Source organism: Yinghuangia sp. ASG 101 (assembly GCF_021165735.1).
Taxonomy (GTDB): Bacteria; Actinomycetota; Actinomycetes; order Streptomycetales; family Streptomycetaceae; genus Yinghuangia.
In genome coordinates this window covers 3,369,645-3,381,295 of the sequence record NZ_CP088911.1, presented here as the reverse complement: position 1 = coordinate 3,381,295, position 11,651 = coordinate 3,369,645, and the positions used below count along the sequence as shown (strand labels likewise).

18 protein-coding genes are annotated in these 11,651 nt (G+C 67.2%); all 18 read left to right on the top strand.

The features are described from left to right. Positions 1 to 114: 114 nt before the first annotated feature. Positions 115 to 489 carry a 30S ribosomal protein S12 gene (gene rpsL / locus LO772_RS14170; protein ID WP_020549242.1) on the top strand — a complete coding sequence of 125 codons (375 nt, stop codon included), beginning with the start codon at positions 115 to 117 and terminating at the stop codon, positions 487 to 489. Beyond that, on the top strand, positions 489 to 959 hold the full coding sequence (gene rpsG, locus LO772_RS14165; protein ID WP_231778769.1) for a 30S ribosomal protein S7: 471 nt from the start codon (positions 489 to 491) through the stop codon (positions 957 to 959). The genes rpsL and rpsG overlap by 1 nt, the downstream gene beginning before the upstream one ends. 39 nt (positions 960 to 998) lie before the next feature. Next, entirely contained in the window at positions 999 to 3,137 is a 2,139-nt protein-coding gene (gene fusA / locus LO772_RS14160) for an elongation factor G (RefSeq protein WP_231778768.1), read from the top strand. A 119-nt stretch (positions 3,138 to 3,256) separates the two neighbouring features. Then, positions 3,257 to 4,450, top strand: coding sequence for an elongation factor Tu (gene tuf, locus LO772_RS14155; RefSeq protein WP_231778767.1), 1,194 nt, complete (start codon positions 3,257 to 3,259; stop codon positions 4,448 to 4,450). 523 nt (positions 4,451 to 4,973) lie between these two features. Further along, the gene (gene rpsJ, locus LO772_RS14150) at positions 4,974 to 5,282 is read left to right on the top strand and encodes a 30S ribosomal protein S10 (protein WP_066889903.1); all 309 of its coding nucleotides are present in this window, start codon (positions 4,974 to 4,976) and stop codon (positions 5,280 to 5,282) included. 14 nt (positions 5,283 to 5,296) lie between these two features. Beyond that, a complete protein-coding gene (gene rplC, locus LO772_RS14145; RefSeq protein WP_231778766.1) occupies positions 5,297 to 5,941 on the top strand; it encodes a 50S ribosomal protein L3 in 645 nt (214 codons plus the stop codon). Between the two features lie 4 nt (positions 5,942 to 5,945). Continuing rightward, positions 5,946 to 6,632 carry a 50S ribosomal protein L4 gene (gene rplD / locus LO772_RS14140; protein WP_231778765.1) on the top strand — a complete coding sequence of 229 codons (687 nt, stop codon included), beginning with the start codon at positions 5,946 to 5,948 and terminating at the stop codon, positions 6,630 to 6,632. Then, the gene (gene rplW / locus LO772_RS14135; protein ID WP_231778764.1) at positions 6,629 to 6,955 is read left to right on the top strand and encodes a 50S ribosomal protein L23; all 327 of its coding nucleotides are present in this window, start codon (positions 6,629 to 6,631) and stop codon (positions 6,953 to 6,955) included. The genes rplD and rplW overlap by 4 nt, the downstream gene beginning before the upstream one ends. A 34-nt stretch (positions 6,956 to 6,989) precedes the next feature. Further along, entirely contained in the window at positions 6,990 to 7,826 is an 837-nt protein-coding gene (rplB, locus tag LO772_RS14130; protein WP_231778763.1) for a 50S ribosomal protein L2, read from the top strand. 11 nt (positions 7,827 to 7,837) lie between these two features. Further along, on the top strand, positions 7,838 to 8,119 hold the full coding sequence (gene rpsS / locus LO772_RS14125; RefSeq protein ID WP_231778762.1) for a 30S ribosomal protein S19: 282 nt from the start codon (positions 7,838 to 7,840) through the stop codon (positions 8,117 to 8,119). A 45-nt stretch (positions 8,120 to 8,164) separates the two neighbouring features. Continuing rightward, a complete protein-coding gene (rplV, locus tag LO772_RS14120; protein ID WP_231778761.1) occupies positions 8,165 to 8,509 on the top strand; it encodes a 50S ribosomal protein L22 in 345 nt (114 codons plus the stop codon). Continuing rightward, positions 8,509 to 9,360: a 30S ribosomal protein S3 gene (gene rpsC, locus LO772_RS14115; protein ID WP_231778760.1), complete on the top strand. Its 852-nt coding sequence runs from the start codon at positions 8,509 to 8,511 to the stop codon at positions 9,358 to 9,360. The genes rplV and rpsC overlap by 1 nt, the downstream gene beginning before the upstream one ends. Before the next feature lie 5 nt (positions 9,361 to 9,365). Then, positions 9,366 to 9,785, top strand: coding sequence for a 50S ribosomal protein L16 (gene rplP, locus LO772_RS14110; RefSeq protein ID WP_231778759.1), 420 nt, complete (start codon positions 9,366 to 9,368; stop codon positions 9,783 to 9,785). Next, on the top strand, positions 9,785 to 10,021 hold the full coding sequence (gene rpmC, locus LO772_RS14105) for a 50S ribosomal protein L29 (RefSeq protein WP_231778758.1): 237 nt from the start codon (positions 9,785 to 9,787) through the stop codon (positions 10,019 to 10,021). Before rplP ends, rpmC begins: the two co-directional genes overlap by 1 nt. Then, positions 10,018 to 10,299 carry a 30S ribosomal protein S17 gene (gene rpsQ / locus LO772_RS14100; RefSeq protein ID WP_269453204.1) on the top strand — a complete coding sequence of 94 codons (282 nt, stop codon included), beginning with the start codon at positions 10,018 to 10,020 and terminating at the stop codon, positions 10,297 to 10,299. The genes rpmC and rpsQ overlap by 4 nt, the downstream gene beginning before the upstream one ends. Positions 10,300 to 10,361: 62 nt before the next feature. Next, positions 10,362 to 10,730: a 50S ribosomal protein L14 gene (gene rplN / locus LO772_RS14095; protein WP_231778756.1), complete on the top strand. Its 369-nt coding sequence runs from the start codon at positions 10,362 to 10,364 to the stop codon at positions 10,728 to 10,730. A 16-nt stretch (positions 10,731 to 10,746) separates the two neighbouring features. Continuing rightward, the gene (rplX, locus tag LO772_RS14090; protein WP_231779544.1) at positions 10,747 to 11,070 is read left to right on the top strand and encodes a 50S ribosomal protein L24; all 324 of its coding nucleotides are present in this window, start codon (positions 10,747 to 10,749) and stop codon (positions 11,068 to 11,070) included. Further along, complete coding sequence (gene rplE, locus LO772_RS14085; RefSeq protein WP_231778755.1) at positions 11,070 to 11,639, top strand: 50S ribosomal protein L5; 570 nt, start codon at positions 11,070 to 11,072, stop codon at positions 11,637 to 11,639. The genes rplX and rplE overlap by 1 nt, the downstream gene beginning before the upstream one ends. Positions 11,640 to 11,651 lie beyond the last annotated feature (12 nt).

The window sequence follows — 11,651 nt, the reverse complement described above, 5'->3', positions numbered from 1 at the left end:
TCGGATAGCGAAGGTAGGCGATGGCCCTTACACCCAGGGATTCAGGCCATCCAGCAGCACTTTGAAGATGCAGTCCCATCAGAGACCGCTTGGCACGAAGAAGACGGAGACGCGGTGCCCACGATCCAGCAGCTGGTCCGAAAGGGCCGCCAGGACAAGGTCGACAAGGCCAAGACACCGGCGCTCAAGGGGAGCCCGCAGCGTCGCGGCGTGTGCACCCGTGTTTACACGACGACGCCCAAGAAACCGAACTCGGCTCTTCGCAAGGTCGCGCGTGTTCGCCTCACGAGTGGCATTGAGGTCACGGCGTACATCCCCGGTGAGGGCCACAATCTCCAGGAGCACTCGATCGTGCTCGTGCGCGGTGGTCGTGTGAAGGACCTCCCGGGTGTGCGCTACAAGATCATCCGCGGGTCGCTCGACACGCAGGGTGTGAAGAACCGCAAGCAGGCGCGCAGCCGCTACGGCGCGAAGAAGGAGAAGAGCTAATGCCTCGCAAGGGCCCGGCCCCGAAGCGACCGGTCATCATCGACCCGGTCTACAACTCGCCGCTGGTCACCTCCCTGGTGAACAAGGTCCTGCTGAACGGCAAGCGCTCCACCGCCGAGCGGATCGTGTACGGCGCCCTCGAAGGCTGCCGTGAGAAGACCGGCACCGACCCGGTCATCACGCTCAAGCGCGCGCTCGAGAACGTGAAGCCCACCCTGGAGGTCCGCAGCCGCCGTGTCGGTGGCGCGACGTACCAGGTCCCGGTCGAGGTCCGCCCCGGCCGCTCCACCACGCTGGCGCTGCGCTGGCTCGTCGGCTACTCGCGCGCCCGTCGCGAGAAGACGATGACCGAGCGCCTGATGAACGAGCTGCTGGACGCGAGCAACGGTCTGGGCGCCTCGGTCAAGAAGCGTGAGGACACGCACAAGATGGCCGAGTCCAACAAGGCCTTCGCGCACTACCGCTGGTAGTCGTCACCCCGTCGAACGAGATACGAGAGAGAAAGCCACATGGCTACCACTGCTCTTGACCTGGCCAAGGTCCGCAATATCGGGATCATGGCTCACATCGACGCGGGCAAGACCACGACGACTGAGCGGATCCTGTTCTACACCGGTGTGAACTACAAGATCGGCGAGGTCCACGAGGGCGCCGCCACGATGGACTGGATGGAGCAGGAGCAGGAGCGCGGCATCACGATCACGTCCGCCGCGACGACCTGTCACTGGTCCCTCGGCGACGTCGACAACACCATCAACATCATCGACACCCCGGGCCACGTCGACTTCACGGTCGAGGTGGAGCGTTCGCTCCGCGTCCTCGACGGCGCGGTCACGGTGTTCGACGGTGTCGCCGGTGTCGAGCCGCAGTCCGAGACGGTGTGGCGTCAGGCCGACCGCTACGGCGTGCCGCGCATCTGCTTCGTCAACAAGCTCGACCGCACCGGTGCGGAGTTCTTCCGCTGCGTCGACATGATCGACGACCGCCTGGGCGCCACCCCGCTGGTCATGCAGGTGCCGATCGGTGCCGAGGCCGACTTCCAGGGTGTCGTCGACCTGGTCTCGATGAAGGCCTTCGTGTGGTCCGCCGAGGCGGCCAAGGGCGAGATGTACGACGTCGTCGAAATCCCGGCCACGCACACCGAGATCGCCCAGACCTGGCGCGAGAAGCTGGTCGAGACCATCTCCGAGCACGACGAGGAGATGATGGAGCTGTTCCTGGAGGGCATCGAGCCCACCGAGGAGCAGCTGTACGCGGCCATCCGCCGCGCGACCATCGCCTCCACCAGTCCGGAGAAGGCCGACGAGCCGACCTTCACGCCGGTCTTCTGCGGCACCGCGTTCAAGAACAAGGGCGTGCAGCCCCTGCTCGACGCGGTCGTGCGCTACCTGCCGTCGCCGCTCGACCGCGAGGTCATCGAGGGCCACAAGGTGGGCAAGGAGGAGGAGGTCGTCACGCGCAAGCCGGACGAGTCCGAGCCCCTCGCCGCCCTGGCCTTCAAGATCATGAGCGACCCGCACCTCGGCAAGCTCACCTTCATCCGGGTGTACTCGGGCCGCATGGAGTCGGGGTCCCAGGTCCTCAACTCCGTGAAGGGCAAGAAGGAGCGCATCGGCAAGATCTACCGCATGCACGCGAACAAGCGTGAGGAGATCCCGAGCGTGGGCGCCGGCGACATCGTCGCCGTCATGGGCCTCAAGGACACGACCACCGGCGAGACGCTGTCCGACGCGTCGAACCCGGTCATCCTGGAGTCGATGACCTTCCCCGCCCCGGTCATCCAGGTCGCCATCGAGCCCAAGTCGAAGGGCGACCAGGAGAAGCTCGGCGTGGCGATCCAGCGCCTCGCCGAGGAAGACCCCTCGTTCCAGGTGCACACCGACGAGGAGACCGGCCAGACCATCATCGGCGGCATGGGCGAACTGCACCTCGAGGTGCTGGTCGACCGCATGAAGCGCGAGTTCAAGGTCGAGGCCAACGTCGGTAAGCCGCAGGTGGCCTACCGCGAGACCATCCGCACCCCGGTCGAGCGCGTGGACTACACGCACAAGAAGCAGACCGGTGGTTCGGGTCAGTTCGCCAAGGTGCAGATCGGCATCGAGCCGCTCGACGCCGGTGGCGACGACAATTACGAGTTCGTCAACAAGGTCACCGGTGGCCGCATCCCGCGGGAGTACATCCCGTCCGTGGACGCCGGCTGCCAGGAGGCCATGGAGTTCGGTGTGCTCGCCGGCTTCCCGCTGGTGGGTGTGCGGGTCATCCTGCACGACGGCGCGTACCACGACGTCGACTCCTCCGAACTCGCCTTCAAGATCGCCGGTTCCATGGCGTTCAAGGAGGCGGCGCGCAAGGCGAACCCGGCGCTCCTCGAACCGATGATGGCCGTCGAGGTCACCACGCCCGAGGACTACATGGGCGACGTGATCGGCGACCTGAACTCGCGCCGTGGCCAGATCCAGGCCATGGAGGAGCGCAGCGGCGCCCGCGTCGTGAAGGCTCTCGTTCCGCTGTCGGAGATGTTCGGCTACGTCGGCGACCTCCGGAGCAAGACCTCGGGACGGGCCAGCTACAGCATGCAGTTCGACTCGTACGCCGAGGTTCCCCGGAACGTCGCGGACGAGATCATCGCCAAGTCCCGCGGCGAGTAAGACCGTTGCCGCGGGACCGAGCCCGGGGTCGTCGTGACGATCCCGGGTCGCCGGCCCGCCCCACCCGACCACCCCGACGTCGTACGGCGTAAAAAGAACCAGTCCACAGGAGGACCCCAGTGGCGAAGGCGAAGTTCGAGCGGACTAAGCCGCACGTCAACATCGGCACCATCGGTCACATCGACCACGGTAAGACGACCCTTACCGCGGCGATCACCAAGGTGCTGCACGACGCGTACCCGGAGCTGAACCCCTTCACGCCGTTCGACCAGATCGACAAGGCGCCGGAGGAGCGTCAGCGCGGTATCACCATCTCGATCGCGCACGTCGAGTACCAGACGGAGAACCGTCACTACGCGCACGTCGACTGCCCGGGTCACGCGGACTACATCAAGAACATGATCACGGGTGCCGCACAGATGGACGGCGCCATCCTCGTGGTCGCCGCCACCGACGGCCCGATGCCGCAGACCAAGGAGCACGTGCTCCTGGCCCGCCAGGTCGGCGTTCCGTACATCGTCGTCGCCCTGAACAAGGCCGACATGGTGGACGACGAGGAGATCCTGGAGCTCGTCGAGCTCGAGGTCCGCGAGCTCCTCTCGGAGTACGAGTTCCCGGGCGACGACCTGCCGGTCGTGCGCGTCTCGGCGCTCAAGGCCCTGGAGGGCGACGCCGAGTGGGGCGCCAAGCTCCTCGAGCTGATGGCCGCCGTCGACGAGGCGATCCCGACGCCGGAGCGCGACATCGACAAGCCGTTCCTCATGCCCGTCGAGGACGTCTTCACGATCACCGGTCGCGGCACGGTCGTCACCGGCCGTATCGAGCGCGGCATCATCAAGGTGAACGAGACCGTCGACATCGTCGGTATCAAGCAGGAGAAGACCACCACCACGGTCACCGGCATCGAGATGTTCCGCAAGCTGCTCGACGAGGGTCAGGCCGGTGAGAACGTCGGTCTGCTGCTCCGCGGCATCAAGCGCGAGGACGTCGAGCGCGGCCAGGTCATCATCAAGCCGGGGTCGGTCACGCCGCACACCGACTTCGAGGCGACGGTCTACATCCTGTCCAAGGACGAGGGTGGCCGCCACACGCCGTTCTTCAACAACTACCGTCCGCAGTTCTACTTCCGGACCACGGACGTGACCGGCGTGGTGACCCTCCCCGAGGGCACCGAGATGGTGATGCCCGGTGACAACACCGCCATGACCGTCGCGCTGATCCAGCCGATCGCCATGGAGGAAGGCCTGCGCTTCGCGATCCGCGAGGGCGGCCGTACCGTTGGTGCCGGCCAGGTCACCAAGATCCTCAAGTGATCAACGCCCCGCCCGTCGGTCCGCTTCGGACCGACGGGCGGGGTTTTGTTCTGAGGCGAGAACGTGTCAAAGGCGGGGCGGATTGTGATCCGCCCCGGGGTTGTCCGCGGGGTTTCTCCCGCGGTTAAACCTCGATTGGCCAAGGCAGCACCGCGTGTTGCATACTGGTCAGGTTGCCCGGTTAGGCCAAGGGGCCTTTGTGTGCCTGTCACGGTGTTTCCGTGACGGCGTGCGGCCCCGGCTCGGGCGACGGTGGACTTACCTCCCCGCCAACCACCGCGATATGTGCGCGTGCACTGCCTGGTGGTCGCATCGATGTCCGGCTGCTTGCCGCAGCGGCAAGGACAGTGCGATCCGCTGCTCGGCGGCCCTCCCCGACAAGGGGGTTCAAGGGAGCCTTGTGAGCAGCAGGGCGACACGCCCGACCGCGGGGGTCGGTCGGCCCGGTCGGGTTCCCGGCCAACTCCTCCCGCGACAGCGGGGGTGATCCGCAGCGGTACGAGAGAAGGAATTCGAAGCAGCCATGGCGGGACAGAAGATCCGCATCCGGCTCAAGGCCTACGACCACGAGGTCATCGACAGTTCGGCGCGCAAGATCGTCGAGACGGTGACCCGTACCGGTGCGCAGGTCGCGGGCCCGGTGCCGCTGCCGACCGAGAAGAACGTGTACTGCGTCATCCGCTCGCCGCACAAGTACAAGGACTCGCGCGAGCACTTCGAGATGCGCACGCACAAGCGGCTCATCGACATCCTCGACCCGACGCCGAAGACCGTCGACTCGCTCATGCGTCTCGACCTTCCGGCCGGCGTCGACATCGAGATCAAGCTCTGAGGGACGCACCGACGATGACGAAGCAGATGAAGGGGATTCTGGGCACCAAGCTCGGCATGACCCAGGTCTGGGACGAGAACAACCGCGTCGTTCCGGTGACCGTCGTCCAGGCCGGGCCGTGTGTCGTGACCCAGGTCCGTGACGCCGAGACCGACGGCTACAGCGCCGTCCAGATCGCGTTCGGCCAGATCGACCCGCGCAAGGTGAACAAGCCGCTCGCCGGGCACTTCGACAAGGCCGGGGTCACCCCGCGCCGCCACCTGGTGGAGCTCCGCACCTCCGACGCCGCCGAGTACGCGCTCGGCCAGGAGATCACCGCGGACGTCTTCGAGGCCGGCCAGAAGGTCGACGTCTCGGGCACCAGCAAGGGCAAGGGCACCGCGGGTGTCATGAAGCGCCACGGCTTCCGCGGCCTCGGCGCCTCGCACGGTACGCAGCGCAAGCACCGCTCGCCCGGCTCCATCGGCGGGTGCGCCACCCCGGGCCGCGTGTTCAAGGGCGTCCGCATGGCGGGCCGCATGGGCAACCAGCGCGTCTCCACTCAGAACCTGACCGTCCACGCCGTCGACGCCGAGAAGGGTCTCATCCTGGTCAAGGGTGCGATCCCCGGTCCGAACGGCGGACTCGTCCTGGTCCGCACCGCGGCCAAGGGGGCGTGAACTCATGACCACCATTGACGTTCTCTCGCCGGTCGGCGAGAAGGCCGGGACCGTCGAACTCCCCGCGGAGATCTTCGGCGTCCAGGTCAGCATCCCGACGATCCACCAGGTCGTCGTGGCCCAGCTGGCCGCCGCCCGCCAGGGCACGCACAAGACGAAGACCCGCGGCGAGGTCCGCGGCGGTGGGCGCAAGCCGTACCGCCAGAAGGGCACCGGCCGCGCGCGCCAGGGCTCGACCCGCGCGCCGCAGTTCGCCGGCGGCGGCGTGGTGCACGGCCCCGTCCCGCGCGACTACGCGCAGCGGACGCCCAAGAAGATGAAGGCCGCCGCGCTGCGTGGCGCCCTCAGCGACCGGGCCGCGCACTCGCGCATCCACTGCGTGTCCGCCCTGATCGACGGCGACGCGCCGTCCACCAAGGCCGCGCGCACCCTGATCGGCAAGATCTCCGAGCGCAAGCACGTGCTCCTGGTCGCCGACAGGGACGACACGGCCGCCTGGCTGAGCGCCCGCAACCTCCCGCAGGTGCACGTGCTCGACCCCGGCCAGCTGAACACCTACGACGTGCTCGTCTCCGACGACGTGGTCTTCACCAAGGCCGCTCTGGAGCGGTTCATCGCCGGCTCGCCGCAGGGCAAGTCCGCGTCCGCCGTTGCCACTTCGAGCGAGCTCGAAGGGAGCGACGAGGCGTGAGCGAGAGCACCCCGGTCACCAGCAAGACCTTCACCGACCCGCGCGACGTGCTGCTGAAGCCGGTGATCTCGGAGAAGTCCTACGGCCTTCTCGACGAGAACAAGTACACGTTCATCGTGCACCCGGACGCGAACAAGACCCAGATCAAACAGGCCGTCACGGCCGTGTTCGGGGTCAAGGTCACGGACGTGAACACGATCAACCGGCAGGGCAAGCGCAAGCGCTCCCGCACCGGTTTCGGCAAGCGCAAGGACACGAAGCGAGCGATCGTCACCCTGGCCGAGGGCGAGCGGATCGACATCTTCGGTGGACCCGTCGGCTGACGGCCGCTGATACGGACGAGGACTAAGAGAAGCCATGGGCATCCGCAAGTACAAGCCGACGACTCCGGGCCGTCGTGGCGCCAGCGTCGCCGACTTCGTCGAGATCACGCGGTCCACGCCGGAGAAGTCGCTGGTCCGCCCGCTGCACAACAAGGGTGGTCGTAACAACCACGGCCGCGTGACGACCCGCCACCAGGGCGGCGGTCACAAGCGCGCGTACCGTGTCATCGACTTCCGTCGCAACGACAAGGACGGCGTCCCGGCGAAGGTCGCGCACATCGAGTACGACCCGAACCGCACCGCGCGCATCGCACTCCTGCACTACGCGGACGGCGAGAAGCGCTACATCCTGGCCCCGAACAAGCTGCGCCAGGGCGACCGGATCGAGAACGGTCCGTCGGCCGACATCAAGCCGGGGAACAACCTCCAGCTCCGCAACATCCCGGTCGGTACGGTCGTGCACGCGATCGAACTGCGTCCGGGCGGTGGCGCCAAGCTGGCCCGCTCTGCCGGTGCGAGCGTGCAACTGCTGGCGAAGGAAGGCGCGTTCGCGACCCTCCGCATGCCGTCGGGTGAGATCCGGATGGTCGACGTGCGCTGCCGCGCCACCATCGGCGAGGTCGGCAACGCCGAGCAGTCGAACATCAACTGGGGCAAGGCCGGCCGCATGCGCTGGAAGGGCAAGCGCCCGACCGTCCGCGGTGTGGCGATGAACCCGATCGACCACCCGCACGGTGGTGGTGAGGGCAAGACCTCCGGTGGCCGCCACCCCGTTTCGCCGTGGGGCCAGAAGGAAGGTCGCACCCGCCGGCCGAAGAAGGCCAGCGACAAGCTGATCATCCGCCGCCGCAAGACGAACAAGAAGCGCTAGGAGCAGTCTCGATGCCGCGCAGTCTCAAGAAGGGACCCTTCGTCGACGACCACCTGATCAAGAAGGTGGACGTGCAGAACGAGAAGGGCACCAAGAACGTCATCAAGACCTGGTCCCGCCGCTCGATGATCGTCCCGGCGATGCTGGGCCACACCATCGCGGTGCACGACGGCCGCAAGCACGTCCCGGTGTTCGTCACCGAGGCGATGGTCGGCCACAAGCTCGGCGAGTTCGCCCCGACCCGGACCTTCCGTGGCCACGAGAAGGACGACCGCAAGTCGCGTCGTCGCTGACCGGCGGGCACAAGGAAACCGACTGAGATGAGCAAGGGGACTTCAATGGAAGCCAGGGCCCAGGCGCGGTACATCCGCGTCACGCCCATGAAGGCTCGCCGGGTTGTCGATCTGATCCGCGGCGTGGACGCCGCCGAGGCGCAGGCCATCCTGCGTTTCGCGCAGCAGGCGGCCAGCGAGCCGGTGGGCAAGGTGCTCGACAGCGCCATCGCCAACGCCGGGCACAACCACAACCTCGACACCAACAACCTGTACGTGTCCGAGGCCTACGTGGACGAGGGGCCGACCCTCAAGCGGTTCCGGCCGCGTGCCCAGGGCCGCGCGTACCGCATCCGCAAGCGCACCAGCCACATCACCGTGGTTGTCGCCGAGAAGGAGAGGACCCGCTAGTGGGCCAGAAGGTTAACCCGCACGGGTTCCGGCTCGGCATCACCACGGACTTCAAGTCCCGCTGGTACGCCGACAAGCTGTACAAGGACTACGTCAAGGAAGACGTCGCCATCCGCCGGATGATGACGCAGGGCATGGAGCGGGCCGGCATCTCCAAGGTGGAGATCGAGCGCACCCGCGACCGCGTCCGCGTCGACATCCACACCGCCCGGCCGGGCATCGTCATCGGCCGCCGCGGCGCGGAGGCCGACCGCATCCGCGGCGACCTGGAGAAGCTGACCGGCAAGCAGGTCCAGCTGAACATCCTCGAGGTCAAGAACCCCGAGATCGACGCCCAGCTCGTCGCGCAGGGCGTGGCCGAGCAGCTGTCGTCGCGTGTCTCGTTCCGCCGCGCGATGCGCAAGGCGATGCAGACCGCGATGAAGGCCGGCGCCAAGGGCATCAAGATCCAGTGCGGTGGCCGGCTCGGCGGCGCGGAGATGTCGCGCTCCGAGTTCTACCGCGAGGGTCGCGTCCCGCTGCACACGCTGCGCGCGAACGTCGAGTACGGCTTCTTCGAGGCCCGCACGACCTTCGGCCGCATCGGCGTCAAGGTGTGGATCTACAAGGGCGACGTCAAGAACATCGCCGAGGTCCGGGCGGACAACGCCGCGGCCCGCGCGGGCAACCGCCCGTCGCGCGGCCCGGGTGGCGACCGTCCGCGCGGCGGTGGCCGCGGTGGCGACCGCCGTGGCGGCGGCCGTGGCGGACGCCAGCAGAACGAGGCGCCGGCGGCCGAGTCGAACGACTCCGCCGCGCCGGCCGCCGAGGCCGCGCCGGCCTCGGCGCCCGAATCCGGAACGGAGGCCTGACCCCGATGCTGATCCCCCGCAGGGTCAAGCACCGCAAGCAGCACCACCCCGGGCGCGCCGGGCGTGCCAAGGGCGGTACGGAGCTCGCGTTCGGCGAGTACGGCATCCAGGCCCTGGGCCAGGCGTACGTGACCAACCGGCAGATCGAATCCGCCCGTATCGCCATCACGCGGCACATCCGCCGTGGCGGCAAGGTGTGGATCAACATCTACCCGGACCGTCCGCTGACCAAGAAGCCTGCCGAGACCCGCATGGGTTCCGGCAAGGGCTCGCCCGAGTGGTGGGTCGCGAACGTCAAGCCCGGTCGGGTGATGTTCGAACTGTCGTACCCGAACGAAAAGGTGGCTCGTGAGGCGCTTCTGCGCGCCACGCACAAGCTGCCGATGAAGTGCCGGATTGTCCGGCGCGAGGCAGGTGAGGCGTGATGGCGGCCGGGACCAAGGCGTCCGAGCTGCGCGACCTGGCGGACGAGGAACTCGTCGGCAAGTTGCGTGAGGCCAAGGAGGAGCTGTTCAACCTCCGTTTCCAGGCGGCGACCGGGCAGCTCGAGAACCACGGGCGGCTCAAGGCGGTCCGCAAGGACATCGCCCGCATCTACACGCTGATGCGCGAGCGCGAGCTCGGGATCGTCAGCGTGGAGGAGACCGGAGGCGAGTCGTGAGCGAGAAGACTGAGATGACTGAGACGACCCGGGGATTCCGCAAGACCCGCGAAGGCCTCGTCGTCAGCGACAAGATGGACAAGACCGTCGTCGTCGCCGTCGAGGACCGCGTCAAGCACCCGCTGTACGGCAAGGTCATCCGCCGCACGAGCAAGCTGAAGGCTCACGACGAGCAGAACGCCTGCGGCGTCGGCGACCGCGTCCTCCTCATGGAGACCCGGCCGCTGTCCGCCAGCAAGCGGTGGCGCATCGTCGAGATCCTCGAGAAGGCCAAGTAGCGAGCGCCGGGCAGGCCCACCGACGTGGGCCTGCGCCGTGACGTGACGATCAGGAGTTAGACGTGATCCAGCAGGAGTCGCGACTGCGAGTCGCCGACAACACGGGTGCCAAGGAGATCCTTTGCATCCGTGTGCTCGGCGGGTCCGGCCGGCGCTACGCGGGCATCGGGGACGTCATTGTGGCCACCGTGAAGGATGCGATCCCCGGTGGCAACGTGAAGAAGGGCGACGTCGTCAAGGCTGTCGTCGTGCGGACCGTCAAGGAGCGCCGCCGTGTCGACGGCTCCTACATCCGCTTCGACGAGAACGCCGCCGTCATCCTCAAGAGCGACGGTGAGCCCCGTGGTACCCGCATCTTCGGTCCGGTCGGCCGTGAACTGCGCGAGAAGAAGTTCATGAAGATCATCTCGCTCGCGCCGGAGGTGCTGTAAAGCCATGGCGAAGAGCATGAAGATCAAGAAGGGTGACCTGGTCCAGGTCATCACGGGCAAGGACCGCGGCAAGCAGGGCAAGGTCATCGCGGCCTACCCGCAGCTTGAGCGCGTCCTCGTCGAAGGTGTCAACCGGATCAAGAAGCACACCAAGGTCGGCCAGTCCGCCAAGGGTGCCAAGACCGGCGGCATCATCACGCAGGAGGCCCCGATCCACATCAGCAACGTGATGCTGGTCGTGGAGAAGGACGGCAAGAAGGTCCCCACGCGCGTCGGCTACCGCTTCGACGACGAGGGCAACAAGATCCGGATCGCCAAGCGGACCGGTGAGGACATCTGATGACGGTCACCACTGAGGCAAAGACGCTGCCGCGCCTGAAGCAGCGCTACCGCGACGAGATCAAGGGCAAGCTGCAGGAGGACTTCTCGTACGAGAACGTCATGCAGATCCCGGGTGTCGTCAAGGTCGTCGTCAACATGGGTGTCGGAGACGCCGCGCGCGACTCCAAGCTCATCGAGGGCGCGATCAAGGACCTGATGGCCATCACCGGCCAGAAGCCCCAGGTCACCAAGGCCCGCAAGTCCATCGCGCAGTTCAAGCTGCGCGAGGGCCAGCCGATCGGCGCGCACGTCACGCTGCGCGGCGACCGCATGTGGGAGTTCCTGGACCGCCTGGTCTCGATCGCGCTGCCGCGTATCCGCGACTTCCGCGGTCTGTCGCCGAAGCAGTTCGACGGCAACGGCAACTACACCTTCGGTCTCACGGAGCAGTCGATGTTCCACGAGATCGACCAGGACAAGATCGACCGTGTTCGCGGCATGGACATCACCGTGGTGACCAGCGCCAAGAACAACGACGAGGGCCGGGCTCTGCTGCGCCACCTCGGCTTCCCGTTCAAGGAAGCGTGAGCCGGTCGCGCG

Coding starts and splice junctions, on each gene's coding strand:
- rplV (WP_231778761.1), top strand. CDS start 8,165: ATGGAAGCCAGGGCCCAGGCGCGGTACATCCGCGTCACGCCCATGAAG.
- rplC (WP_231778766.1), top strand. CDS start 5,297: ATGACGAAGCAGATGAAGGGGATTCTGGGCACCAAGCTCGGCATGACC.
- rpsS (WP_231778762.1), top strand. CDS start 7,838: ATGCCGCGCAGTCTCAAGAAGGGACCCTTCGTCGACGACCACCTGATC.
- rplX (WP_231779544.1), top strand. CDS start 10,747: ATGAAGATCAAGAAGGGTGACCTGGTCCAGGTCATCACGGGCAAGGAC.
- rpsJ (WP_066889903.1), top strand. CDS start 4,974: ATGGCGGGACAGAAGATCCGCATCCGGCTCAAGGCCTACGACCACGAG.
- rplB (WP_231778763.1), top strand. CDS start 6,990: ATGGGCATCCGCAAGTACAAGCCGACGACTCCGGGCCGTCGTGGCGCC.
- rplE (WP_231778755.1), top strand. CDS start 11,070: ATGACGGTCACCACTGAGGCAAAGACGCTGCCGCGCCTGAAGCAGCGC.
- rpsG (WP_231778769.1), top strand. CDS start 489: ATGCCTCGCAAGGGCCCGGCCCCGAAGCGACCGGTCATCATCGACCCG.
- fusA (WP_231778768.1), top strand. CDS start 999: ATGGCTACCACTGCTCTTGACCTGGCCAAGGTCCGCAATATCGGGATC.
- rpmC (WP_231778758.1), top strand. CDS start 9,785: ATGGCGGCCGGGACCAAGGCGTCCGAGCTGCGCGACCTGGCGGACGAG.
- rplP (WP_231778759.1), top strand. CDS start 9,366: ATGCTGATCCCCCGCAGGGTCAAGCACCGCAAGCAGCACCACCCCGGG.
- rplD (WP_231778765.1), top strand. CDS start 5,946: ATGACCACCATTGACGTTCTCTCGCCGGTCGGCGAGAAGGCCGGGACC.